The organism is Bradyrhizobium sp. AUGA SZCCT0182 (genome assembly GCF_018130185.1).
Lineage (GTDB): Bacteria > Pseudomonadota > Alphaproteobacteria > Rhizobiales > Xanthobacteraceae > Bradyrhizobium.
This window is the reverse complement of sequence record NZ_JAFCLY010000018.1, coordinates 1-23,331: the sequence shown is the minus strand read 5'-3', so window position 1 is coordinate 23,331 and position 23,331 is coordinate 1. Positions and strand designations below refer to the sequence as shown.

Annotated in this window: 23 protein-coding genes; 12 read left to right on the top strand and 11 right to left on the bottom strand. The window is 63.7% G+C overall.

From position 1 onward, the window contains the following. The first annotated feature begins 147 nt into the window (after window positions 1–147). The 6 genes from JQ611_RS19745 to JQ611_RS19720 all read left to right on the top strand — a co-directional run bounded on the left by JQ611_RS19745 (window position 148) and on the right by JQ611_RS19720 (window position 6,862). Complete coding sequence (locus JQ611_RS19745) at window positions 148–1,941, top strand: potassium/proton antiporter (RefSeq protein ID WP_212386658.1); 1,794 nt, start codon at window positions 148–150, stop codon at window positions 1,939–1,941. 149 nt (window positions 1,942–2,090) lie between these two features. After that, window positions 2,091–2,951, top strand: a complete 861-nt coding sequence (locus JQ611_RS19740; RefSeq protein WP_212386659.1) for a hypothetical protein — start codon at window positions 2,091–2,093, stop codon at window positions 2,949–2,951. Between the two features lie 16 nt (window positions 2,952–2,967). Beyond that, complete coding sequence (locus JQ611_RS19735) at window positions 2,968–3,759, top strand: hypothetical protein (protein ID WP_212386660.1); 792 nt, start codon at window positions 2,968–2,970, stop codon at window positions 3,757–3,759. After that, window positions 3,756–4,358, top strand: a complete 603-nt coding sequence (locus JQ611_RS19730) for a hypothetical protein (RefSeq protein WP_212386661.1) — start codon at window positions 3,756–3,758, stop codon at window positions 4,356–4,358. The genes JQ611_RS19735 and JQ611_RS19730 overlap by 4 nt, the downstream gene beginning before the upstream one ends. 205 nt (window positions 4,359–4,563) lie before the next feature. Continuing rightward, window positions 4,564–5,493 (top strand): glycine reductase, encoded by a 930-nt coding sequence (locus JQ611_RS19725; RefSeq protein ID WP_212466345.1) that lies wholly within the window; start codon window positions 4,564–4,566, stop codon window positions 5,491–5,493. A 175-nt stretch (window positions 5,494–5,668) separates the two neighbouring features. Beyond that, window positions 5,669–6,862 carry a CaiB/BaiF CoA-transferase family protein gene (locus JQ611_RS19720; RefSeq protein WP_212466344.1) on the top strand — a complete coding sequence of 398 codons (1,194 nt, stop codon included), beginning with the start codon at window positions 5,669–5,671 and terminating at the stop codon, window positions 6,860–6,862. On the opposite strand, the gene JQ611_RS19715 is transcribed toward JQ611_RS19720, so the two are convergent. Genes JQ611_RS19715 through JQ611_RS19705 form a run of 3 tightly spaced genes read right to left on the bottom strand, consistent with a single transcriptional unit; the run spans window position 6,859 to window position 7,751 of the window. Continuing rightward, entirely contained in the window at window positions 6,859–7,149 is a 291-nt protein-coding gene (locus JQ611_RS19715; protein ID WP_212265786.1) for a DUF1330 domain-containing protein, read from the bottom strand. The two genes, JQ611_RS19720 and JQ611_RS19715, sit on opposite strands and share 4 nt — an antisense overlap. 46 nt (window positions 7,150–7,195) lie before the next feature. Further along, window positions 7,196–7,447 (bottom strand): DUF1127 domain-containing protein, encoded by a 252-nt coding sequence (locus JQ611_RS19710; protein ID WP_212265787.1) that lies wholly within the window; start codon window positions 7,445–7,447, stop codon window positions 7,196–7,198. A 43-nt stretch (window positions 7,448–7,490) separates the two neighbouring features. Further along, a complete protein-coding gene (locus tag JQ611_RS19705) occupies window positions 7,491–7,751 on the bottom strand; it encodes a hypothetical protein (RefSeq protein ID WP_212466343.1) in 261 nt (86 codons plus the stop codon). A gap of 126 nt (window positions 7,752–7,877) precedes the next feature. On the opposite strand from JQ611_RS19705, the gene JQ611_RS19700 reads away from it, so the two are divergent. Beyond that, window positions 7,878–8,783 (top strand): LysR family transcriptional regulator, encoded by a 906-nt coding sequence (locus JQ611_RS19700; protein WP_212466342.1) that lies wholly within the window; start codon window positions 7,878–7,880, stop codon window positions 8,781–8,783. On the opposite strand, the gene JQ611_RS19695 is transcribed toward JQ611_RS19700, so the two are convergent. From JQ611_RS19695 to mepA, 7 genes are all read right to left on the bottom strand, one after another. Continuing rightward, complete coding sequence (locus JQ611_RS19695) at window positions 8,780–9,076, bottom strand: hypothetical protein (protein ID WP_212466341.1); 297 nt, start codon at window positions 9,074–9,076, stop codon at window positions 8,780–8,782. The two genes, JQ611_RS19700 and JQ611_RS19695, sit on opposite strands and share 4 nt — an antisense overlap. 266 nt (window positions 9,077–9,342) lie before the next feature. Next, on the bottom strand, window positions 9,343–10,017 hold the full coding sequence (modC, locus tag JQ611_RS19690; protein WP_212265791.1) for a molybdenum ABC transporter ATP-binding protein: 675 nt from the start codon (window positions 10,015–10,017) through the stop codon (window positions 9,343–9,345). A gap of 2 nt (window positions 10,018–10,019) precedes the next feature. Then, entirely contained in the window at window positions 10,020–10,715 is a 696-nt protein-coding gene (gene modB / locus JQ611_RS19685; protein WP_192739217.1) for a molybdate ABC transporter permease subunit, read from the bottom strand. Further along, complete coding sequence (gene modA / locus JQ611_RS19680; RefSeq protein ID WP_212466340.1) at window positions 10,715–11,500, bottom strand: molybdate ABC transporter substrate-binding protein; 786 nt, start codon at window positions 11,498–11,500, stop codon at window positions 10,715–10,717. Before modA ends, modB begins: the two co-directional genes overlap by 1 nt. A 200-nt stretch (window positions 11,501–11,700) precedes the next feature. After that, window positions 11,701–12,204 carry a hypothetical protein gene (locus tag JQ611_RS19675; RefSeq protein ID WP_212386673.1) on the bottom strand — a complete coding sequence of 168 codons (504 nt, stop codon included), beginning with the start codon at window positions 12,202–12,204 and terminating at the stop codon, window positions 11,701–11,703. Window position 12,205: 1 nt separating this feature from the next. Beyond that, a complete protein-coding gene (locus JQ611_RS19670; RefSeq protein ID WP_212265795.1) occupies window positions 12,206–12,415 on the bottom strand; it encodes a molybdopterin-binding protein in 210 nt (69 codons plus the stop codon). Between the two features lie 159 nt (window positions 12,416–12,574). Beyond that, complete coding sequence (gene mepA, locus JQ611_RS19665; RefSeq protein WP_212466339.1) at window positions 12,575–13,522, bottom strand: penicillin-insensitive murein endopeptidase; 948 nt, start codon at window positions 13,520–13,522, stop codon at window positions 12,575–12,577. Window positions 13,523–13,762: 240 nt separating this feature from the next. Between mepA and JQ611_RS19660 the strand changes: the two genes are divergently transcribed. Beyond that, entirely contained in the window at window positions 13,763–14,197 is a 435-nt protein-coding gene (locus JQ611_RS19660) for a L,D-transpeptidase (protein ID WP_212386677.1), read from the top strand. Between the two features lie 41 nt (window positions 14,198–14,238). On the opposite strand, the gene JQ611_RS19655 is transcribed toward JQ611_RS19660, so the two are convergent. Further along, window positions 14,239–15,237, bottom strand: coding sequence for a tripartite tricarboxylate transporter substrate binding protein (locus JQ611_RS19655; RefSeq protein ID WP_212386679.1), 999 nt, complete (start codon window positions 15,235–15,237; stop codon window positions 14,239–14,241). A 137-nt stretch (window positions 15,238–15,374) separates the two neighbouring features. On the opposite strand from JQ611_RS19655, the gene JQ611_RS19650 reads away from it, so the two are divergent. The 4 genes from JQ611_RS19650 (at window position 15,375) to JQ611_RS19635 (ending at window position 22,830) form a co-directional block, all read left to right on the top strand. Beyond that, window positions 15,375–16,586 carry an FAD-dependent monooxygenase gene (locus tag JQ611_RS19650; protein ID WP_212386681.1) on the top strand — a complete coding sequence of 404 codons (1,212 nt, stop codon included), beginning with the start codon at window positions 15,375–15,377 and terminating at the stop codon, window positions 16,584–16,586. Window positions 16,587–16,892: 306 nt separating this feature from the next. After that, complete coding sequence (locus JQ611_RS19645; protein WP_212466338.1) at window positions 16,893–18,068, top strand: ABC transporter substrate-binding protein; 1,176 nt, start codon at window positions 16,893–16,895, stop codon at window positions 18,066–18,068. 83 nt (window positions 18,069–18,151) lie between these two features. Further along, window positions 18,152–20,269: a methyl-accepting chemotaxis protein gene (locus JQ611_RS19640; protein WP_249133303.1), complete on the top strand. Its 2,118-nt coding sequence runs from the start codon at window positions 18,152–18,154 to the stop codon at window positions 20,267–20,269. Window positions 20,270–20,610: 341 nt separating this feature from the next. Further along, window positions 20,611–22,830 carry a bifunctional diguanylate cyclase/phosphodiesterase gene (locus JQ611_RS19635; protein WP_212386690.1) on the top strand — a complete coding sequence of 740 codons (2,220 nt, stop codon included), beginning with the start codon at window positions 20,611–20,613 and terminating at the stop codon, window positions 22,828–22,830. Window positions 22,831–23,331 lie beyond the last annotated feature (501 nt).

Below are 23,331 nucleotides of genomic sequence, written 5' to 3'. Positions count from 1 at the left end.
GTCAGGCCGATAAACCGGGCACATTGCCGCTATCTTGGAGAAATGGGTTGGCGTTCAACTGTGGCGACGATAAGGATGCAATTGCAAGTATTTGCCCAACGTTGCAGAGCTGCAAATCTTCTCTAGATTCGAGGCTTCCCTAAATTTATGGCTTCTCTCGATTCAGTAAGTCTGGCGATTTTGCTCGGAGCCGTCCTGATAATGGCCGGAATTCTCTCGAGCCTGCTGGCGCTGCGCTTTGGCGCGCCGTTGCTGCTGGTCTTCCTGCTGATCGGCATGCTGGCGGGCGATTCCGGGCCCGGCCAGCTGAGCTTCGACGACGTGCGCTCGACCTATCTGGTGGGATCGGTGGCGCTGGCGCTGATCCTGTTCGACGGCGGTCTGAAAACGCGGTTTCAAAGTATCCGTGCGGTGCTGGCGCCGTCCACGGTGCTGGCGACGGTCGGCGTGTTGCTCACCGCCCTGGTCACCGCGCCGTTCGCCAAATACGTGCTCGATCTGAACTGGAGCGAGTCGCTGCTGGTCGGCGCCGTCGTCGCCTCGACCGATGCGGCGGCGGTGTTCCTGCTGGTGCATGCGCAGGGCCTGCGGCTGCGCCCTCGGGTGGGTGCGACGCTGGAGGCCGAATCCGGCACCAACGATCCCTTCGCGGTCTTCCTCACGCTGATGCTGGTCCAATACATTTCGCTCGGTCAAAGCTCGGCCGTGCATATCGCGCTGGAATTCATCCGCGAAGCCGGGCTCGGTGCCGTCGTCGGCGTGATCGGCGGCCGTCTGGTGGTGGTGGGGCTCAATCGCGTGGCGCTGCCGCAAGGCCTGCATGCGCCCTTTGTCGCCACCGCGGCGCTGGTGATTTTCGGGGCGGCGCAGATCGCGCACGCCAGCGGCTTTCTCGCGGTCTATCTCGCCGGCATCATCATCGGCAACCGGCCGACGCGCGCGCATAATTCGGTGGTGACGTTCCTCGATGCCGCGACCTGGCTGGCGCAGATCGTGATGTTCGTGATGCTCGGCCTGCTGGTCTCCCCACAGCGGCTGGTCGACAGCATCGGTCCGGCCGTGCTGGTGGCGCTGGTGCTGATGCTGCTGGCGCGGCCGCTGGCGGTGTTTCTCTGTCTCGCGCCGTTTCGCTTCAACTGGCGGGAAAAGCTCTTCATCGCCTGGACCGGCCTGCGCGGCGCGGTGGCGATTTTCCTGGCATCGATCCCGATGCTGGTGGGGCTATCGAAAGCCTATCTCTATTTCGACGTCGCCTTTGTCGTCGTCTTCATCTCGCTGCTGCTGCAGGGCTGGACGCTGGCGCCGGCGGCGCGGCTGCTGCATGTGGCGTTGCCCCGCGCGGACCGTGGCCCGCGCCGCGTCGAGCTCGATCTGCCCGGCCAGCTCGAGCAGCAACTGGTCGGCTATCCCGTGCGCTCAAAGAGCCTGTATTTCCGGCGCGGGCTGATCCCGTCCTGGTCGAAGCCGACGCTGGTGATCCGCGACGAGCGGATCCTATCGCCCACCGAGGCCGACCCGATCGCGCCCGGCGATTACATCTACCTGCTGGCGCCACCGGAAAAGGCCGAGGCGCTGGATCGGTTCTTTGTCGATATGGCGCCGAGCACGACGCCCGATCCGCATCTGCTCGGCGATTTCACGGTGTCGGGCGAGCACACGCTGGGTGAACTCGCCGAGATCTACGGCGTTGCGGTCGGTGAAGAGCAGGCCAAGCTGACGCTGGCGGATTATTTCGACATCCATCTCGACCACGCGCCAAAGGAAGGCGCGGAGCTGGTGCTGGATCCCATCGTCCTGGTCGCGCGCAGCCTTGGCGGCGGCCGGGTCAACGTCATCGGCCTTCGGCTGCCCGAGGAAGAGGAAGTGGCCGTGCCCTTGACGCGCATGCAGGCGTTCAGGCGCAAGCTCGCCGAGATATGGTCGCAGGTCGCGGGGGTCTGAGGCGTCGTCTCGAAAAGGCACAACCCGTTAATCAAACATGGCCGGGATCGAGCGACTTTTAGTCTGAGGCTCAAAAAAGCCTTTCAACCTCTCCGTGTAAATTCGGGTCCGTAAGGTCGCGCTCCCACCGGCGGCCATCGGGGCCGTTGATGAGTGTGACGCAAACAGATCCTCCGCCGCGACCGCCGCTGCTTGATCAGGTCATTCGCTTTCTTGTCTGGTTCACGGTGCTCGGTTTTATCGCCACGCCGCTTGTCGTGCTGACGATGACGTACGGGCACGTGCTCGGCTCGGTCGCCGGTCGCAACAATGACAGGTTTCAGCAGATTCTGGAGCAGGCCGGTCCCCGCGACGAGCCGGCATCGAAGCCAGGCATCGTCACTTCGGTGTTGGATAAGGAACGCGGGCGGCAGATCGCGAGGCTCAGGGCGCTGACCGGCAGGCCGGAAATGGCCTCCGGCACGACAGCATCGCTTCAAATTATCGCGGTCGCATTCGACAGCACAAAGCCGGGTGGCGGGGGAACGTCGTCGCAGGCGCGACAGGCTGTCGATCAGGACGGCTATCGGATTCTGCAACTCGACCTCAAACAGGCTCCGCGCGATGCGGTCGTCATCATCGCCGATCAGCCGATCCGCTGGCGCCTGCAAGGCTTGACGCCGGGATCGGCGCCCCGCGTCGGATTTGAAGGTTATGCGGCGTTTGACGTTCTCGACGCTCAACCGGGCTCGCTGGCGGGCTTTCGGATCGGCGCGTTTGGCGCTCCCAGTTTCGCGCGCCCCGTGGACCCGACCGGCGGCGAAGTCAGCAACCGTCAGGGATTGTGTACGTCGTTGCAGAACTGGGCCGATCATTTTGGTCTGCCGTTCGATGCTATCCGCTACACTCTGTTGCTCAATCCATCCCGCATCACGCCGACTTCGGGTCTGGCACAGAGCGACGGCTCTACCGACAAAACCATGTACGCCGGCGACCTGGATCGCCTGTGCAAGCAGCGCGCGCGCCGCTGATCGAAAGGGAAAGACCATGAGTCGACAGAACGGCGATTTCGGCCGGCGAGGGATACAGCCGGCGCCGGAGGCGTCGCGGCCGATCCCGGCGTCTTCCGGCGGCGGGATGCCGCCGCTGGTCAAGCAGGTCGGCGGCATGGCGCTCGGAGTCGCACTGGCATTCGCCATCGGAGGCGCCAGTGTCTACTTCATGAAGCAGGCGGGTAAGGCGCTCGACCGGGGTTTCGTAGAAACCGCCAACGCCGGCAACCCGGCGGCGGCGATCGAGCAGGCCGGCGGCGGTGACGCGCTGTTGCAGCGGGTTCATCGCATCTGCACCGACCGCGCCGCTACGGCCGAATTGACTGCGACGCAGAGGAACGCAGCTTTCGATAGCCTCTATATCGTCGAGCACCGGGTCGTGCGCGGCGGCGCCTATGTGGCGTGCCTGACCAGGGAACAGCCGCAGCGCTTCTGTCAGAAGCCGCATCGGGATCATTTGTACGAGGCGGTTCGGCAGTATGCCAAGCTGGTCGTTCAGGCGCGTGAAGAATGGCAAATACAGGCGGGCAGCCCATCGGCAATGATTGCCGGCGGGCCGATCGATTACAAGCAAGACGCGGCCGGCATGCCCAGCGCCCGGATCGATCCGCAACTCAAGGAAGGACTGGTCGCGCTCGAAGCCGACGGTTACATCCCGGCCAGCGATGTTGCCCGGCTCATGTCGAACCGAACGCCGGGCGTCTTCGGAAGTCCGCCGCCGCCGCGCGGGATGCCCGCGATGCCTGTCGTAGGCCCTGCTCAACCCAGCAAGAACGCATGCGGATGAGCATGCTCGAACAAGGCTTGCCTTCGGGCTTCTTCACCCGCTGGCGCGCGGTGGCCACGGGTCTGGCCGTCGGCGGCATCGCGATGGTCGGTTTCGGTGTTTTCGCTCGCGTGGAGAGATACATGTCCGAGCCGAAGACGGCGCCGGCCTGCTACGGCCGCCAGCACGTCGCTGGAACGAAAGCCATTCCCTCGCGCGGCTCGCGCGACCGCGGCGGGCGCTCGATCGATGATCGTATCGCCAACTTTGATCCCGACAAGATTACGCTGGCTTTGCGTGTCTGTACGCCGCAGTCCTGCCCGAAAGACGCCTTGAAGGAATACCGCTCGGCGATGTTCTGGTATCTGTCCTCGCGCTTGCAGCACACCTCGAATCTGTACCGCGACTATGGCGATTTGGGTTTGTTGCGTGCGCGCGAAATCTTCCGTGATCCGATCGACGCCAGGGTGGAACAAGGCCTGCGCGAACGCTACGCCGCCGGAATCTTCCGCCTCAACGATTTCCGGCAGAATCATGCGGCGGTCTCGATCATCGTGCTCAAGGGCGGCGATGCCTTGCGCCCGTGCAGAATTGGTGAGCCGGCCGAGGAGGACGACTAGGTCGCGCCGCGCTGCCGTGTTGCCGGCACGCGCACGGCAAAACAAGGTACCAGCCCCCGGTTAGGGCCTGCTGTCCCGGCCGTGGCGCGCATGGTCATTGGTCCTGGCTCGTGCAATATCCGCTGTTGAGGAACAGGCTGACTATCACTAGCTTAGGCTCAAGCCAGATCAGCGCCCTCACGGTGGAAACGCAGGAGACACAACAATGTCCGGCCCGTCCGACGATCAACTGGGCTTTGCGCCCGACTACGATGCTCCGGTCCCCTATATGCAGCGGACCCGCGATTATTACGCGGCGATCGGCTACACCACGGCGTACCGCTGGGCGCATTACGTCGATGCGCCATTCCAGCCGCTGAAAAAGCCGCTGGCGCAATCGCGGGTGACCATCGTTACGACCGCCGCGCAATATGATCCCGCCAAGGGCGATCAGGGTCCGGGTGCGGCGTATAATGGCGGCGCGAAATTCTACACTGTCTATGACGGCGATACTTCGAAACAGCACGATCTGCGGATCTCGCATATCGGCTATGACCGCAAGCACACGTCGGCAATCGACAGCGGCACCTGGTTTCCGCTGCCGCAGCTTCTGAAGGCGCAAGCCGCGGGGCGGGTCGGCGAGGTGGCGCCGCGCTTCTTCGGCGCGCCGACCAATCGCAGCCATCGCGTCACCATCGACACCGACGCGCCGGAGATTCTTGAGCGTTGCCTCGCCGACAAGGTCGATGTCGCAGTGCTGGTGCCGAACTGCCCGGTGTGCCACCAGACCTCGGCACTGGTCGCGCGCCACCTCGAAGCCAACGGCATTGCCACGGTGGTGATGGGCTGCGCCAAGGACATCGTCGAGCACGCCGCCGTGCCGCGCTTCCTGTTCTCGGACTTTCCGCTCGGCAACTCCGCCGGCAAGCCGCAGGATGTGGCCTCGCAGGCGCAGACGCTCGAACTGGCACTGCGCGTTCTGGAAACCGCGTCCGGCGCGCGCACCACGATGCAGTCGCCGCTGCGCTGGAGCGAGGACGCTTCCTGGAAGCTCGACTACAACAACATCGCGCAGATGAGCCCGGAAGAACTGGCCCGCCGCCGCGCCGAGTTCGACAAGCAGAAAGAAATCGCGCGCGGCAACCGCGCGGCGTGACGCGGTCTTCCTTCTCCCCTTGTGGGAGAAGGTGGCGCGAAGCGCCGGATGAGGGGTCTTTATCCGCACGTTCGGTGTTCGCCAAGACAAACCCCTCACCCGTCCGCGATGCTCCGCATCGCGTCCACCCTCTCCCACAAGGGGAGAGGGCAAGAAGAGCCAGGGAGAACGCTGCGTGACCCGACCGTTCGAAGGCGTGAAGATTCTCGACTTCACGCAGGTGCTGGCCGGCCCCTATGCGAGCTACCAGCTCGCGCTGCTCGGCGCCGACGTCATCAAGGTGGAGCGGCGCGAGGGCGAGGACATGCGCCGCACGCCGCTCTCCCGCGAATGGGCCGAGCGCGGACTTGCGCCGGGCTGGCAGGCGGTCAACGGCAACAAGCGCAGCCTGACGCTCGACCTGCAAAAGCCGGAAGCGATCGCGATCGTCAAGCAGCTCGCGGCGCAAGCCGACGCGGTGATGGAGAATTTCCGTCCCGGCGTGATGGACAAGCTCGGCATCGGCTATGCGGCGCTCTCGGCGATCAATCCGCGGCTGATTTATTGCGCGATTTCGGGTTTTGGCCAGACCGGTCCGGCGCGGCTTGGCGCCGGCTATGACGGCAAGATCCAGGCTCTATCAGGCATCATGTCCATTACGGGCCACGCCGAGACCGGACCGACCCGCGCCGGCTTTGCGGTCTGCGACGTGTTGTCCGGTTCGACCGCGGCGTTCGGTGTCTCCAGTGCGCTGTTCCAGCGCACCCATACCGGCAAGGGACAGATGGTCGACGTCTCCATGCTGGAGGCTACGCTGGCGTTTCTTTCAGGTCAGGTGGCGGATTACGCGGTCGCCGGCCATCGCCAGCAACTCTCCGGCAATCAGGCCGTCAGCCGCCGGCCGACCGCCAACCTGTTCAAGGCTGGCGAAGGATATTTGCTGCTCGCCGTCAACAGCGAGAAGCAATACCAGTCGCTGATGAAGGCGCTCGGCCGCGCTGATGCGCTGGAGGACCCGCGCTTCGTCGACTGGTTCGCGCGGCAGGAAAACGAGCCGGCGCTACGAGCCATCATCGAGGACGCGCTGTCTAAGAAGGATCCCCGCGAGTGGGAGACCATCCTGGAAGCGGCCGGCGCGCCCTGCGCCAGCATCTGGAAGGTCGAGGAAGTGATCGATCATCCGCAGATTGCAGCGCGCGGCGCCATTCAGGAGATCGACACGCCCTATGGCCGGCTTCGTTTCGCCGGCAGCGGATTTCAGCTCGCCCATGGTGGCGGCAAACTCGACCGCATGGCGCCCGAACTCAGCGCCCATACCGACGAGGTGCTGGCCTCGCTCGGCTACGACGCGGCCGCGATCGCAGATTTGCGCGCGCGCGAAATCGTCTAGGTGGCGGCCTCGATGATGATGAAGTCGGCATCCGCGTTCGCCTGGCGGATCGCCTTTGCCTTCTGATATTCGTCGCTGCGGTAGCAGGCGGTCGCCGTCGCGAAATCGGCGAACTCGACGACGACGTTGCGTTCCCGCGCCTGTCCCTCCATCAGTTCGAACGCGCCGCCGCGTACGACAAACCGGGCGCCGAATTTTTCGAAGGCCGGACGCGCTGCGGCGAGATAATCCGGGTATTGCGCTGGCTGATGAACGCTGACACGCACGATCCAGTATGCTTTGGGCATGGTAGTTTCTCCGTTCCAGGGGTTAAGCGGCTGCAGCGATGAGAACTCAGATCAGTCCGGTTGACTTGGTCGGCCGCGCGTAGCGCTTGGCGGAAAGGCGTACCTGTTCGTCGATGTAGCTTCTCGCGATACCGATATCTCTCAGCGAGTAGTCGCTCAGGCTGTGCAGTTCCGAGGCCGCCAGCCGCTGCTGCCGCCAACGCCAAAGTCTGGCGCAGACCGTTCGCAGGGCACGAAAGGCGTCCGCGGCAAGAGAGCCTGTGTTGAGCCGAGCCGGCTTCATGATGGTGATCAGCATGGTCGCGTCTCTTTCGGAGTTTGCGCCGGTGGTGGCGTCGGGGTCACTGATGGTGATTGGGATGGTGCGTTCGGCTGCCTTCACGCGCCGGCATGAGGGTGTCGCGCAAGGCGAACGCGGTGCGGACCACCGACACCAGCACGCGCACGCCGCGCACTGCCCGCGTGAACGTTCGAACGACAGCGTCACCGATCGCCGCGGCCCGAGCCTCTCGGGCGATCCGCTCTGTCAGCAAGAGAAACTCGGCTGGCGAGGCCCGGCGGATGTCGGACGGGCAGCCCTGCATTCCATGTCCTGCTGGCATCGTGACCTCCATCGATCGCGATTGGCGCCTCCATACTTCCGGGCGTTGCGACGGGGTCTCTTTACGACGTGGCGATGATCACATAAAATGAATAATAAAGATGATTATGATCCCGTGGAGAGATGTATGGATCTGTCCGATTTGAAGATTTTCAGCGCGGTTGTCCGCGAGGGTGGCGTGACGCGGGCCGCGGAGCATTTGCATCGCGTTCAATCCAATGTCACGACGCGCATCCAGCAGCTCGAGGACGACATCGGCGTTCCGCTCTTTATTCGCGAGGGCAAGCGCCTGCATCTTTCACCGGCGGGGCAGGTGCTGCTCGACTACGCGGACCGGCTGCTCGCGCTGGCCGACGAGGCGCGCAACGCGGTGCAGGATCCGAGGCCACGCGGAATCTTTCGGCTGGGGGCGATGGAGAGCACCGCGGCCGTCCGCTTGCCGGGACCGGTCAGCGAGTATCATCGCCTTTATCCGGAAGTGGAGCTCGAACTTCGCACCGGCAATCCCCCGACGCTTTCAAAGGCGATCCTGGCCGGCGAGCTCGATGCTGCGCTGGTGACGTTGCCGATTGCGGATGCGTTGTTTGAAAAGGTTGCGGTGTTCGAGGAAGAACCCGTGATCGTGTCCGCTGCCGGCACGCCGGCGATCGGCCAAGGCAGGAGTAAAGGCAAGGACAAAGGCAAGAAGGAGTATTTCCCGCGAACCATCATTGCCTTCGAGCATGGTTGTCCGCATCGCAAACGGCTGGAGGATTGGTACGCGCTTCGCGACCAGATGCCGGAGCGCACGATTGAGCTCGGCTCCTATCACGCGATGCTCGGATGCGTCGCTGCAGGAATGGGCGTCGCGCTGCTGCCCAAAAGTGTTCTCACCACGTTTCCGGAGAGCAAACGCTTGCGGGTGCACCGGTTGCCGCCGGGCGAGAACAGGGCGGATACCTACCTGATCTGGCGCAAGGGCGCGGGTTCGCCGAAGATTCAGGCGCTGCGCGACTTGCTGGGTGAGCATCCTGCGGGCAAACGCACGAGCTAGGATGTCGCTTCGCCAAACTTCGTCACGGCGAGCGCTGCAGAAAGGGAGAAGGCCCCAGCCTTCGGCTGAGGCCTTCTTGCGATGGCCGTCAGCTTACAGATAGCGACCGCAGACGTAGATGCGACGCGGTCCGAAGTCGGACCACACCGTCTTCCAGCAGCTTCCGCCGATGTAGAACGATCCGAAGTGATGATGACCGTGGTGATGATGGCCGTGATGGTGATGATGGCCATGACCGTGATGATGATGACCATGATGATGGCCGTGATGGCCATGACCGTGATGCCCACCATGACCGTGGCCACCCTTACCACCGGCCGAAGCCGGGGCAACAGCAGCAGCGGTCAGAGCGATCGCGGCAGCAGCTGCAAGAGCGATTTTACGGAACATAGTTGTAGTCTCCATTGTGCTAGGCGTGATTGCCTGATGCGTTTATGAGACGCGTCGCCCGCGAAAATAGTTCGAAAGATTTTTCTGAACGGGTGTTCAGGAAGTGCTTATAAACACAGGATTTCTTGAATTCCGTGCCGATCGAACGTGATCTGGATCACGGACGAAATCAGGCAGGCGTGCTGCTCGTCAGCACCTTGACGCCGCCGAGCGCGGTGACGCGTCCATTGCGCAGCATCACGATCTGCGTTGCGAGCTGGCGCAGCTCCGCGGCATCGTGGCTGACATAGACCATCGGGATGCCTTCGTCGCGCAGTCGGATCAGATAGGGCAGGATTTCGATCTTGCGTCCCTCATCAAGCGATCCCAGCGGTTCATCGAGCAGCAGCAATCGCGGCTTCGACAACAGCGCGCGGCCGAGCGCGACGCGCTGACGCTCGCCGCCGGAGAGTTTTCCGGGCCGGCGATCCAGCAAGCCGCCGATGTCGAGCAGGTCGGTGATGCGCGCATGCTGCGCCGGATCCTCGGCGAGGCTGTTCATGCGCCGGCCGTAGTCGAGATTTTGCCGCACATCGAGATGCGGAAACAGCCGGGCATCCTGGAACACGTAGCCGATGCGGCGGCGGTGCGGCGGCACGTGCGCGCCCGTCGAGGTGTCGTCGAGCGTTTCGCCGTCGAGAATGATGACGCCGCGGTCGGGCCGCAGCAAGCCCGCGATCATGTTGATCAGCGAGGTCTTGCCGGCGCCGGACGCGCCGAACAGGCCGGTGACGCGGCCCTCGCTGGTGAAGGAGGCTTCCAGCGAGAACTCGCCAAGCTGCTTTGTGACCTCGACGCGCAGCATGGTCAGTTCCCGTGCAGGCGCTGCGTGGCGCGCCGTGCGAACCACTCGGATGCGATCAGCGCGCCCATCGCGATCACGATGGAGATCAGCACCAGCCGCCCCGCCGCGCGGTCGCCGTCGGGCGTCTGGATCAGCGAATAGATCGCCGAGGAAATCGTCTGGGTCTCGCCGGGAATATTCGAGACGAACGTAATGGTGGCGCCGAACTCGCCGATCGCCTTGGCAAAGCCGAGCACCATGCCGGCCAGGATGCCCGGCAGCGCCAACGGCAGGGTCACGGTGGCAAACACCTGCCACGGTGCCGCGCCGAGCGTGCTCGATGCCTGTTCCAGCCGCCGGTCGATCGCCTCGATCGACAGCCGGATCGGCCGCACCAGAAGCGGAAACGACATCACGCCGCAGGCCAGCGCAGCTCCGGTCCAGCGAAACGCGAACACGATGCCGAGATTGTCGGCCAGCCACGCGCCGACCATGCCGCGGCGGCCGAAGGTGAGCAGCAGCAGATAGCCTGTGACGACCGGCGGCAGCACCAGCGGCAGATGGACCAGTGCGTCGAGAATGGATTTGCCCCAGAAATTGTGCCGCGCCAGCAGCCACGCCAGCGCGATGCCGAACGGCGTCGCCACCAGCGTTGCGATGATGGCGACCCGCAGTGAGAGCAGGATCGCCGTCCATTCCGTCGGCGAGATATCGAACATCAGCTCGAGGGACTGACCAGGAACTTGAAGCCGTATTTTTCAAGGATGTTCTTGGCCGCGGTCGAGCGCAGGAAGGCAAGATAATCCGACGTCTCCGGCCTGGCGGTCGTGGTCGCTGCGACCGGATAAATGATCGCGGGATGGGAATCGCCCGGGAAGGTACCCACCACCTTGACGCCGGGCTCGACCCTGGCGTCGGTGGAGTAGACGATGCCAAGTGTGGCTTCACCGCGCGCCACCAGCGTCAGCGCCGCGCGCACGCTGTCGGCCATCGCGAATTTCGGCTCGGCCGCCTGCCAGGAGCCGAGTTTCTCCAGCGCGGCCCTGGCGTACTTTCCGGCCGGCACGGATTTGACGTCGCCGGTCGCGATCCTGCCGTCACCCGCGAGCTTGGCGAGGTCGAAGCCCGCGCCGATGCTGACATTGTCGATCTTGGAATCCTTCGGCGCGATCAGCACGATGGAATTGCCGAGCAGGTTGACCCGGGTCGGCTCGTTGATGGTTTTCTTTCCGATCGCGTAATCCATCCAGTCGGTGTCGGCGGAGATGAAGACGTCGGCCGGCGCGCCCTGTTCGATCTGTTTTGCCAGTGCCGAGCTCGCGGCATAGCTTACCGTGACCTTGACGCCGGTCTTGGCCGTATAGGCGGCGTCGATGTCGTCGAGCGCATTCTTCATCGAGGCGGCGGCGAACACCGTGATGGTCTTGTCCTGTGCCGCAGCGGGCGAATGGATCGCGCCAAACAGAATGAAAAAGGCGGCAAAAATTCCGGCGGGACGATACATGTTGGCGCTCCGTGCGAGTCCGCGGCGCGGTTGGCGCGCGCAAATCAGGCATTGGTTGGGTCAGGGATGCGACAGGCGGAAGCGCCGTTCCGGCAATCCCGATGACTTACGGTCGGTCGGGATATCGCTGACCGGAACAATAGCAGGCTGACCGGCCGGGTAAAGAGACCTCAAAGGGACTTCTCGTCTGACACCTTAGCCTATTCGGTCGGCAGGATCGCGATCGAGATCGAATTCTCCCTGGTCCCGCTGATCTGCAGCACGAACGGGTTCGCCGACAGCTCGAATTTCATGGTCTTGCGGATGCCGTCGCAGTCGGTGGCGCCGCTGTGCGCCTTCGGTTTCAGGAAGCTGCCGTTTTGCACCACGTCGACCCAGCCGCCCGAGGACAGGCTGATGCTGTAGAGGCCCGCTTTCGGCGGCGCCTTCACGCTGACGAAGCCGGCAAAGCTGCCTTCCTTCGGCGCGCGCTCCGGCGGCGTCGGCAGCCTGGCGTCCGCGGGCGCGACCATGGCGAGTGTCAGGCCCGTTGACGGCAATGTCCCGAGTTCAACGCCTGACGCAAGCGTGGCGCGATCCGGCGCGGTCAGCATCGCGCGTTCGCGCTCGATCGGCCATTTGAACTTGTCGCAGCCGCTCGGCTCTTCGGCGGCAAGAGCGGGCGCGGCGCCGAACAGCAGCGCCACCAGCAGGATTACGCGCATGTCAGTCCACCGCGATCATGACATCCGAGGCCTTGATCACAACGATGGCCTTGCCACCCGTCTTGATGCCGAGGTCATCGACGGCTTCGTTGGTGATCGAGGAGGTGATGATCTGGCCATTGCCGATATCGACGCGGACATGCGAGGTGGTCGCGCCTTTCCTGACTTCGACGACGGTGCCCTTGATCTGGTTGCGTGCACTGATGCGCATGACGGTCCTCACGAATTGATGCTGCGCGCAGCTTGGCCGCGCACAGGGTGGCTATCGGTTGAGATGTGAAGCTAAGGACCGTCGTCCAGGAAGTCCGCCCGCGCTTACGGCGTGAGGCGCTTCAACACTAGCGCATTGCGGACGAGAATGAAATGGCGGCTATTGCTTTGCATCCGGTGCGGTCAGCACCGCTTTGCAGGCCGGGGGGAGCTGCGCCATCGTCATCGGCGGCTTTGGTTTCGGCGGGATGAGCGGCGGCTTCGGATGGAGCACGGAATCCTTGAACCAGAAGGCGAGGTCGCCGGCGCTGCAGCCTTCGCCTTCGGTCGGATCGGGCTGGCTCTCGCATTCACCGGCGCCGGGCGGGCATTTGATCCGGATGTGGAAATGATAGTCGTGGCCGTACATCGGCCGCACCTTGTGCAGCCAGCTGCGATCGCCCTTGGCCTCGCGGCACAGCGCCTTCTTGATCGCGGCATTGACGAAGATGCGCTGCACCGTCGGCTCCTGCGCGGCGGCGCGGATCACCACCAGATGGCTTGGTGTGAACACTTTGGGATCGATGTCGAGCCGGTCGGAGCGCACCATCATGACCGCCGACGTTTCCTCGCGTTCGTTGCGCGAAAAGCGGCGGTTCGGCATCGGCGTCAGCCAGATGTCGGCGTCCAGCCCCACTTGATGGCTGGCATGGCCTGTCAACATCGGGCCGCCGCGCGGCTGCGACATGTCGCCGACCAGAATGCCGGGCCAGCCGGCATCCTTGTGCGCCTTGTTGGCCAGCCGCTTCACCAGCGCGACCATGTCCGGATGCCCCCAGTAGCGGTTGCGCGACAGCCGCATCACCTGCCAGGTGTCGCCGTTGATCGGCAGTCCCTCCGCGCCCGCGATGCAGCCATGGGCGTAAAAGCCGAGCACCCGCGTCGGCGCCGCCGCCGGCAGCAGCTTGCGGCCGAACAATTCCTTGGCGCCGATGTTGGGGTCGTTGGGGTTGGCCAGCGGCGGCAGCGGCTTGGGGTCGACGCTGCCCTTGTCCTGCGCCCATGCCATGGTGGCATTGGCGAGACCGATCAAGACCAGGAGCGGGATCAGAATCAGGCGGGGTGTCATCGGATCACTCTAGCTGCCCAAGACGTAACATGGAATCGGCAGCGCGGGACAACCGTGCCAATCGCAATTGTTTGATCTCCCACAGCATCTGCTCGCGCCATTTCCACGCTATCCCGGTTGCCCCGGGTTAAGATTAATTCGGACCCTTTGCGCCCGGCCGGCCCGCCGCTCTTTACAAAGGCGCGTTTCCAAAACACATCATGCCGCCATTAGAGAGTTTTCTGGGCGGCAGGGCTCATTATGAAATTTCGGTTGGGTATGCGGCTGTCATTTGCGGCCGCGATTTTCATGTCGGCATTGGCACTGAGCCCGGCACGCGCCGCTGTCGTGGTCCAGATCGATAAATCGTCCCAGCGCATGGCTGTCAGCATCGACGGCGCGACGCGGTACAGCTGGCCGGTCTCGACCGGCCGCAGCGGCTATGGCACGCCGAGCGGGATATTCCGTCCGCAATCGATGCATCGAAGTTATTTCTCGCGCAAATATTACAATTCGCCGATGCCGCACGCGATCTTCTTCTATTACGGATTCGCCATTCACGGCACCACGGATATCAAGCGGCTCGGCGGCCGCGCCTCGCATGGCTGCATCAGGCTGCACCCGTCGCATGCGGCGGCGCTGTTCGCGCTGGTCCAGCGTAACGGCCAGCGCAATACGCGGATTCAAATCAACTAGGGCCGTGACCTGGGCCGCCAGCGCGCCACTCGTTTGATGTCTTATTGCAGCTGGATGTTGGCCGACTTGATCACCGCGGCCCATCGATCGACTTCCTCCCGCATGTATTTGGATGTCTTGTCGACGGATCCGCCGAAAATATCGGCGGACAGTTTCCGCAACTGCTCCTGTACTTCGGGTTGACGCAGTACCTCGTTCACGTCGGCATTGATCTTGTCAGTGATGTTCTTCGGGGTGTCCGGCGGCGCCACGATGCCATACCAGGCGACCGCCTCGAAACCAGGCAGCGTTTCGGCGATCGTCGGCACGTCGGGCAGCGCCGGCAAGCGGGCGGGCGAGGCGACCGCCAGCAATTTCAGCTTGCCGGCCTGGACCAGCGGCAGCGAGACGCCGAGATTGTCGAACATCACGTCGACGTCGCCGGCGAGCAGGCCCTGCAATGCCGGCGCCGAACCGCGATAGGGAATATGGCGCAGTTTCACCCTGGTCATGAGTTGAAACAGTTCGGACGTCAGATGCGAGGTCGTGCCGTTGCCTTGCGTGGCGCAGGTAAGCTTGTCGGGATTGTTGCGCAGATATTCGATCAACTCGGTCACGCTCGACGCCTTGACCTTGTCCGGATTGACGATCAGCGCGTTTGGCACCTGCGCCATCACGATAACAGGCTCGAACCTGGTCGGATCGAAGCCGAGCTTCGGGTACAGGCTTTGGTTGATCACCAGCGGTGGCGGCGGTGACGAGAGCAGCGTGTAGCCGTCCGGCGCCGAACGATAGGCAGTTTCGGAGCCGATGTTTCCGGCCGCACCCGTTCGGTTCTCGATCACGACCGGCTGGCCCCATTTTCGTGACAGCCATTCCCCGACAATCCGGGGAACGGCGTCAGCGGTCCCTCCGGCGGGAAAGGGCACAACGATCTTGACAGTGCGATCCGGATAATCTCCGGCCAATGCCGGTGCGTGAACATGCGCGGATAAAGCCAGTAGCAATGGCAGCACCGCCAAATGCCGGCCGTTCGGGGCCAGAGCCGTAAAGCCGTGCATTGAAATGCTCCCGCTGTCGCTTCTCTTCCGCCGGTCTGCGCTGCCGGCGATGGCGCTTGGTGTTTCCTGCAGGGAAGGATAGCCTGAACGGACAGGCTTCCGAAGCCTTTTCGGTTTCGGAGCCGAAGGATAATACGATGCAACGAAAACGGCTCAGGGTTGTCATCGTTGGCGGTGGAATCGGCGGGTTGTTCGCGGCGAACGCGCTGATCGCGCGCGGTTTCGATGTCTCAGTCTACGAGCAGGCGTCCGCGCTCGGTGAAATCGGGGCAGGCGTGTTTCTGACGCCAAACAGTGTTCGCCAGCTGCAACGGGTGGGCCTCGGGCCATCGGTGGAGAAGTTCGGCGTCAGGGTCGGCTCCGGTTCGCATTATTTCCGTCATGACGGAGCGCCCATAGCGCCGGTTCAGGTGACCGACTCTTCCGGCTGGAACGCGACATTCGGCATGCACCGCGCCGACATGGTCGAGCTGCTGGCGGCCGCGCTGCCTGAAGGTATCGTGCGCACCGGACACCGCGGCGTTGGCCTTGAGCAAACCGGCGACGTCGCGCGTGTATCGTTTGCCAATGGCGCAACTGTCGAAGGCGACATCGTCATCGCGGCGGATGGCATCCACTCCGATCTCCGCCACTATGCCGCGCCGCCGTCGCGCCCGGTGTTTCATGGATCCGTCGCCTATCGCGGCGTGCTTCCGCATCACCTCATTCCGCACTGGCCGGCCGATCGCTGGTTGATGTGGCTCGGCAAGGCGAAACACTTTCTCACCTTTCCGGTGCGATCAGGCGAACTCATCAACTATGTCGGCTTCGTGCCGGCCGACGCGGAGATGAAGGAATCGTGGTCGGCGCCGGGTGACCCTGACATGCTCCGCCGCGAATTCGAGGGCTGGGACCCGCGGATCGGGACGCTGCTCAGCCAGGTTCAAAAAACATTCCGCTGGGCTCTGTACGATCGCGAGCCGTTGCCGGCGTGGACCAAGGGTCGGCTGACGCTGCTCGGCGATGCCGCGCACCCGATGCTGCCGCATCTCGGGCAGGGCGCCAACCAGTCGATCGAGGATGGCATGGCACTGGCGACAATTCTGGCGCGTGCCGGGCCCGTCAACGTTCCGGCGGCACTGCTGGCCTATGAGCGCCTGCGGCGCGAGCGGGTGGCGGCGGTTCAGCGCGGCGCGCGTGAGAACGGTATGCGCTACAACTCCTCCTACGCTGATCTCGGCGTACGCGACGCCGAGATAACGGCGCATGCGGCGTTTCGCAGACAGCTCTACGATCATGATGTCGTACCGGAGGCGGAAGCCGCAGCAACCGCGCTGACGCCAATCGCTGGCGCCTCACCGGCATCTTAACCCCTCGATAACCTTGCCGGTCACCGCAAGAATTTCGGACACTTGTCGCTGATCCGCGCAAGTGACGATTCTGCTTTGGGTATTTCCTGGGTAGCTGGTCGATCGCCTTGTGCGGCCATAGGTGCAACCCGGCCGTGAACCTCGCCTCGATTCAGCAACCGTACAAATACGCACCGGTCAAATCATTAATCTGTTCTGAAGCTATCGGGTGCACAATCGCAACGCAGTGTTGCTGTGTCGTCATGCCAGCGATGACCCGAGCCAGCAGATCCGTTCGACCATTACACCCGCCAAAGGACAATTCATATGCGAGCTATTCCGTTCAACGCCTTCCTTGCTGCGTCGGCTGTTCTCCTCGCGACGAGCATTCCCGCATCCGCCGAAAACGGCGTGTCGGCCGACAAGATCGTGTTTGGTCAAGCCGCGGCGCTTGACGGTCCGGCCTCGGCCTTGGGCCAGGGCATGAAGATCGGGCTGGAAGCTGCCTTCGCCGAGATCAACAAGGCCGGCGGCGTCAAGGGCCGCAAGCTCGAACTCAAGAGCGTCGACGACGGCTATGAGCCGACCAAGTCGATCGAAGCGGCCAAGAAGCTGCTGGAGGAAGACAAGGTGTTCGCGCTCGTCGGTGCGGTTGGCACCCCGACATCCGCCGCCACCCAGCCGATCGCAACGGCGGCAGGCGCGCCTTTCATCGGTGCCTTCACCGGCGCCGAATTCCTGCGCGAGCCGCACAAGCCGCTGGTGATGAATATTCGCGCCAGCTACTTCCAGGAAACCGAAGCCATGGTCGAACGGGTGACCAAGGACCTCGGCGCGACCAGGATCGCGATCATGTACCAGGACGACGCTTTCGGTCAGGCCGGCCTTGCCGGCGTCAAGAAGGCGCTCGAAAAGCGGCAGATGCAGCTTGCCGGCGAAGGCACCTTCGAACGCAACACGGTGGCCGTGAAAGCCGCGCTGCTGGCCATCAAGAAGGCCGAGCCCCAGGCCGTGATCATGATCAGCCCCTACAAGCCCGCGGCTGAGTTCATCAAGCTGGCCAAGCAGATCAAGCTCGACGCCACTTTCGTGAACATCTCCTTTGTCGGGTCCGATGCGCTTGCAAAGGAACTTGGCGCGGCCGGCACCGGCGTCGTGATCACGCAGGTCGTTCCGTTCCCGAAGGATGCGGCGATCCCGGTGGTCGGGCGCTATCATGCTTCGCTCAAGGCCAGCGCGCCCGACGCGCAGCCCGGCTTCGTTTCGCTCGAGGGTTACCTCGTCGGCCGTGCGATTGCCGCAGCGCTCGAGAAGGTTGATGGCGCCCTTACCCGCCAGGCCATGATCGACGCCGTGCAAAAAGCCGGCAGCCTCGATCTCGGCGGCTTCAAGCTCTCCTACAGCCCCACCAGCAACCGCGGCTCGAATGAAGTGTTCCTGACCGTGATCCAGGCGGACGGCAGCTTCAAGGCAGTCGAGCGGCTCGAGAAGACCGGATCGTAAGTTCAGAAAGCCGCGAGCACCGGGGTAACGCCCGGCTGCTCGCGGCACTATTTTATTTTGCCGTTGTTATTTGGAGTTTTGCGATGAACGCTGGCATGTCGTGGTATCGCCTCGGCCTTCGCGGTCGCTTGTTTATGGCCTTTGGCGTCGTCGCTGCGCTCACGGTGCTCGCAAGCGGCAGCGCGATCATCTCCTACGACAGCCTCGGGCGTTCGCTGGGCGCGATCTCCGAGAAGAGCCTGCCTGAGATCACGCGGGCCTCCGAGGTCGCCAGGGCCGCCGGCGACGTCGCCGCCGCGGCACCGCGCCTTCTCGCCGCGACCGATCAGGCCGAGCGCGATCACGCCTCCAAAGTTTTGACCGCCGCGCGGCAGGAGCTCAAGCAGAGCATCGGCGCGCTCGCTCCCGATGACGTTGCCAAAGTCAGCAAGACCGCCGATCGCATCCTGGTCAATCTCGACCGGCTGCTGCAATCCGTCACCGAGCGCCAGACCATTGCCGCCTCGCGCGACGCGCTGGTCGCGAGCCTGCGCAAATCGCATCAGAAGCTTGCCGAAAAACTGTCGCCGATGGCCGATGACGCCGGGTTCAGCCTGACGATGGGCCTGCAGACCGCGGCCGACAACAAGGATCTGGAAGTCATTCAGAAGACGCTGTCCGCGCTGGCCGACAACGAACTGGCATCGCTGCAAGCCATTCTGGACCTGCGCGCGGAATCCAATTTGATACTGGGAATCCTGGTGGAGGCCGCCGACCTGCCGTCCGCCGATCTGCTGCCGCCGGTCAAGGACCGCTTCACGGCGACCGCAGGCCGCCTTGGCAAAGCAGCCGCGGCCTTCAAGAATCCCGAGGCGTCGAAACTGGTCGATGAGCTGGTCAAGACCGGCAAGGACGCCGGCAATATTTTCGAGCTCAAGCAACGCGAACTGGTGGCCGCGAAGGCCGGCGCCAATGTGGTGACGGAGAACCGCACGCTCGCCCAGGAGTTCGAGAAGGAAGTCGCCAGCTTGCGAAAGCGCAGCGAAGCGGGCGCTGCCACCGCGGTCCGTGAATCGGAGGCGGAGATCGGGCAGGGACGCATCATCCTGATCAGTCTTGCGCTCGTCAGCCTTTTAACGGCGCTGGTCATCGGCTGGTACTATGTCGGGCGCGGCGTCGTGCGCCGCCTGGTGCATCTGCAGAACAGCATGAAGTCGATTGCCGCGGGCGATCTGGGGACCAACATCTCGACCGGCGGCTCGGACGAAATCGCCGACATGGCGGGCGCGCTGCAGGTCTTCAAGGACAACATGCTGGAATCGAACCGGCTGCGCGCGGAACGTTCGGAATCCGAAAAACACGCGCATGCCCAGCGAAGGGCGGAAATGCAGAAACTCGCGGCCGAGTTCGAGGCCGCGGTCGGCGAGATCGTGCAGACCGTATCCTCGGCCTCAACGGAGCTGGAAGCCTCGGCGACCAGTCTGAGCCGGACCGCCGAAGAGACGCAGCAGCTCTCCGGCAGGGTGGAGGCGGCCTCTGAGGAGGCCTCCTCAAACGTCAGATCGGTCGCCGCCGCGACGGAAGAAATGACCGCCTCGGTCGCTGAAATCAGCCGCCAGGTCCAGGAGTCGAACCGGATCGCCGGCGAAGCCGTCAATCAGGCTGAAATGACCGACGCCCGCATCAACGAGCTGTCGAAGGCAGCCTTGCGGATCGGCGACGTCGTCAACCTGATCACCACGATCGCCGAACAGACCAATCTCCTGGCGCTGAACGCCACCATCGAGGCCGCGCGCGCGGGCGATTCGGGACGGGGCTTTGCGGTGGTCGCCCAGGAAGTGAAGGCGCTCGCCGCGCAGACCGCCGGGGCCACCAAGGAAATCAGCAGCCAGATTGCCGGGATGCAGGTGGCGACCCAGGAATCGGTCGTGGCGATCAAGCAGATCGGCGCCACCATTGGCCGGATCTCGCAAATCGCGGCGACGATCTCGACCTCGGTGGAGCAGCAAGGCGGCGCCACGCAGGAGATCGCGCGTAATGTCGAGCAGGCCGCAGTGGGCACTTCCGATGTCGCCACCAACATTGTCGATGTGAACCAGGGCGCCCGCCGGACCGGCTCCGCTTCCGCGCAGGTTCTTTCCTCGGCTCAGTCGCTGTCCGGCGAAAGCAACCGCCTCCGGCTGGAAGTCGGCAAATTCCTCGACACGGTGCGCGCGGCCTAAGCTTTTTAGACGGCTTGCACTGTGCGGCGATCAGCTCCGGCTTAACGCTTCAATAACCCTGTCGACCATTGGCGCATATTGATGCGCCAGCGCGAGATTTCGCGCATTCCGTGTGCAATCCGAATGCGTGTCGCGTGTTCTTCGTGCGCTGGTTGAGATTCTGCGTGTGCATTTGCGTTTGGTCTCGCGCGCCTGTTGCAGCAACACACGCATAGCGTGAACCAGCCTTTTTAGCGGGCACCAGAGAGCCGGGCACGGGGCGCTTCGAATCGGCAAGAGATACCATTTTTTCAGACACTTATCGGAGAACATTGCACGCAGAAGGCGGGTGAGGCGCAGCAATGCCGAAGATAAGGCCAAAGACAATCAAGAAACCAAAGCGGACCTCGATTGCTCGCCTTTTCGGTCGACCGGTAAAACCCAGCCCAAAGCTTTCAGGTAATCGCCGCCATGGCCCCGCCGAGCGCAGCGAAATCGTGCGCACGCGCGCCGAGGCGGAGGCTGCGATTGCGGACGCGCGCAAATCGCATGAACGGCTGCGCGAGGCGATCGACATCCTGCCCCAGGGCATCGTGTTTCTCGACGCCGAAGGCCGCTACATTCTCTGGAACAAGAAATATGCGGAGATCTACACCCGCAGCGCGGATCTGTTCAGGCCGGGTGCGCGGCTGGAGGACACCATCCGCGTCGGCGTCGAGCGCGGCGATTATCCGGAAGCGATTGGCCGCGAGGAGGAATGGCTCACCGAGCGTCTGACCAGGCTTCACCAGCCCGGCGATCGTCACGAGCAGACGCTGGCCGATGGCCGCGTGATCCTGATCGACGAGCGGCTCACCGAAGACGGCGGCGTCATCGGTCTGCGCGTCGATATTACCGAGCTGAAACAGCGCGAGGCGTCGTTCCGCCTGCTGTTCGACAGCAACCCGGTGCCGATGATCGTTTGTTCGCTGGATGGCGAGCGCATTCTCGGCGTCAACGACGCCGCGCTCCAGCACTATGGCTATAGCCGCTCCGAGTTCGAGCGACTGACGATCCGGAGCCTGCAGGCGTTCGATCCGGAATTGCCGTGGGCGGGCGATCGCAGCAGTGACGAACAGGCGGCACGGACCTGGAAGCATGTCAGGGCCGACGGCGCGCTGATCGATCTGGCGATCTATTCGCGCCAGCTGGTTTACGGCGACCAGCCAGCCGTGCTGCTGGCGTTGATGGACATCACCGAACGCAAACGTGCCGAAGCGCGGCTTACCTTCATGGCCCAGCACGACGGCCTGACCGGATTGCCGAACCGCACCCTGCTGCGTCAGCAGATGGACGACCTCCTGCTGCATACGCGGCGCAGCGCCGAGAAGGTGGCGGTGCTGGTGCTCGGCCTCGACAATTTCAAGGCGGTCAACGATACGCTCGGCCATGGCATCGGCGACAAGCTGCTGCGCGGCGTCGCCAAGCGCCTGCGATCGACGCTGCGCGAGGAAGACGTGCTGGCGCGCCTCAACTCCGACGAGTTCGCGATCGTCCAGAGCGGGGTGACGCGCCCCGAGGACGCCGTGCTGCTGGCCAGGCGCCTGCTGGAGGCAATCGGCGACCCCTACCTGCTCGACGGCCATTCGGTGGTGATCGGCGCCAGCATCGGCATCGCGATGTCGCCGGGCGACGGCGACGAGTCCGAGAGATTGCTGAAGAATGCCGACATGGCGCTGTCGCGCGCCAAGAACGAGTTCCGTGGCACGTTCAGCTTCTTCGAAGCCGAAATGGACGCCCGCGCCCAGTCCCGCCGCAGGATCGAGATCGAGCTGCGCCACGCGATCGAGAACGATTTGCTGCGGCCGCATTATCAGCCGCTGGTCGATCTTTCGACCGGTCGCGTCACCGGCTTCGAGGCGCTGGTGCGCTGGCCGCATCCCGAACGCGGCATGGTCTCGCCCGGCGAGTTCATCCCCGTTGCCGAAGAGACCGGCCTGATCAACGCCGTCGGCGGCTTGATGCTGCGCCGCGCCTGCATGGATGCGGCGCAATGGCCCGACGACGTCCGCGTCGCGGTCAATCTGTCGCCGCTGCAGTTCCGCGTCGGCAATCTGCTGTCGATGGTGATGGAAACGTTGAAACAAACCGGTCTGGCGGCGACGCGGCTCGAACTCGAGATCACCGAGACACTGGTGCTGGAAAAGAGCAGCCAGGTGCTGGCGACCCTGCATGCGCTGCGCTCGCTCGGCGTCCGCATCTCGATGGACGATTTCGGCACCGGCTATTCCAGCCTGAGTTATCTCCGCAGCTTTCCGTTCGACAAGATCAAGATCGACCAGTCGTTCGTGCGCGATCTCGGCTCCAACCGTGACGCGCAGGCGATCGTGCGTTCGATCATCAGCCTCGGCAAGGGCCTCGGCGTCACCATCACCGCCGAAGGCGTCGAGACCGAAGCCGAACTGAGCTGCCTGCGCAACGAAGGCTGCCACGAAGGCCAGGGTTTCCTGTTCAGCCGCGCGCGGCCGAACGCCGAGATCGTCAGCCTGTTGAAGGCGCAGCGCGGCGAGGAAGCCGGCGGGGATGCGGCGCTGGTGGCGTAGCTCAACCGTTCCGTCGTCGCCCCGGCCTTGCGCCGGCGCCCATACGCCGCGGCCCATCGGCTAGAGCGCTGGCGTTGGAGACTTTCCGCAAAACGACCGCCGCGGCGTATGGGTCCCGGCGTTCGCCCGGACGACGCGTTGATGGAATTTGGAACGCAGCGGAGAGTCATTTCGTCCCACCGCCCTTCCGCTTGCCCAAATGATACGTCAGCAAGTTCGTAGGATCGGTAGAGCGAAGCGAAACCCATCATTTCATCCCGTGCAAGCATTGATGGGTATCGCTTCGCTCCACCCATCCTACGCGCCCCGGAATGACTGCGACAAATTAACTCGACGGGCAAATCAGTTCGGATTTACGGAAATCGTGTCAAGCCCCAAAATAAAAAATATTTCTGTTTACCAGAAGACAAATCAGGTGCATATGTTTGCCCATCCCGTCCCACTCAGAGGGCGTCGGCCGTCGTCACGGACGTTGGACGGGTTGCGGTGGACGCTGGTTTA

Bases quoted from the DNA above. Each gene is read 5' to 3' on its own strand.
- JQ611_RS19745 (WP_212386658.1), top strand. From the start codon at position 148: ATGGCTTCTCTCGATTCAGTAAGTCTGGCGATTTTGCTCGGAGCCGTC.
- JQ611_RS19740 (WP_212386659.1), top strand. From the start codon at position 2,091: ATGAGTGTGACGCAAACAGATCCTCCGCCGCGACCGCCGCTGCTTGAT.
- JQ611_RS19735 (WP_212386660.1), top strand. From the start codon at position 2,968: ATGAGTCGACAGAACGGCGATTTCGGCCGGCGAGGGATACAGCCGGCG.
- JQ611_RS19730 (WP_212386661.1), top strand. From the start codon at position 3,756: ATGAGCATGCTCGAACAAGGCTTGCCTTCGGGCTTCTTCACCCGCTGG.
- JQ611_RS19725 (WP_212466345.1), top strand. From the start codon at position 4,564: ATGTCCGGCCCGTCCGACGATCAACTGGGCTTTGCGCCCGACTACGAT.
- JQ611_RS19715 (WP_212265786.1), bottom strand. From the start codon at position 7,149: ATGCCCAAAGCATACTGGATCGTGCGTGTCAGCGTTCATCAGCCAGCG.
- JQ611_RS19710 (WP_212265787.1), bottom strand. From the start codon at position 7,447: ATGCTGATCACCATCATGAAGCCGGCTCGGCTCAACACAGGCTCTCTT.
- JQ611_RS19705 (WP_212466343.1), bottom strand. From the start codon at position 7,751: ATGCCAGCAGGACATGGAATGCAGGGCTGCCCGTCCGACATCCGCCGG.
- JQ611_RS19700 (WP_212466342.1), top strand. From the start codon at position 7,878: ATGGATCTGTCCGATTTGAAGATTTTCAGCGCGGTTGTCCGCGAGGGT.
- JQ611_RS19695 (WP_212466341.1), bottom strand. From the start codon at position 9,076: ATGGTGGGCATCACGGTCATGGCCATCACGGCCATCATCATGGTCATC.
- modC (WP_212265791.1), bottom strand. From the start codon at position 10,017: ATGCTGCGCGTCGAGGTCACAAAGCAGCTTGGCGAGTTCTCGCTGGAA.
- modB (WP_192739217.1), bottom strand. From the start codon at position 10,715: ATGTTCGATATCTCGCCGACGGAATGGACGGCGATCCTGCTCTCACTG.
- modA (WP_212466340.1), bottom strand. From the start codon at position 11,500: ATGTATCGTCCCGCCGGAATTTTTGCCGCCTTTTTCATTCTGTTTGGC.
- JQ611_RS19675 (WP_212386673.1), bottom strand. From the start codon at position 12,204: ATGCGCGTAATCCTGCTGGTGGCGCTGCTGTTCGGCGCCGCGCCCGCT.
- JQ611_RS19670 (WP_212265795.1), bottom strand. From the start codon at position 12,415: ATGCGCATCAGTGCACGCAACCAGATCAAGGGCACCGTCGTCGAAGTC.
- mepA (WP_212466339.1), bottom strand. From the start codon at position 13,522: ATGACACCCCGCCTGATTCTGATCCCGCTCCTGGTCTTGATCGGTCTC.
- JQ611_RS19660 (WP_212386677.1), top strand. From the start codon at position 13,763: ATGAAATTTCGGTTGGGTATGCGGCTGTCATTTGCGGCCGCGATTTTC.
- JQ611_RS19655 (WP_212386679.1), bottom strand. From the start codon at position 15,237: ATGCACGGCTTTACGGCTCTGGCCCCGAACGGCCGGCATTTGGCGGTG.
- JQ611_RS19650 (WP_212386681.1), top strand. From the start codon at position 15,375: ATGCAACGAAAACGGCTCAGGGTTGTCATCGTTGGCGGTGGAATCGGC.
- JQ611_RS19645 (WP_212466338.1), top strand. From the start codon at position 16,893: ATGCGAGCTATTCCGTTCAACGCCTTCCTTGCTGCGTCGGCTGTTCTC.
- JQ611_RS19640 (WP_249133303.1), top strand. From the start codon at position 18,152: ATGAACGCTGGCATGTCGTGGTATCGCCTCGGCCTTCGCGGTCGCTTG.
- JQ611_RS19635 (WP_212386690.1), top strand. From the start codon at position 20,611: ATGCCGAAGATAAGGCCAAAGACAATCAAGAAACCAAAGCGGACCTCG.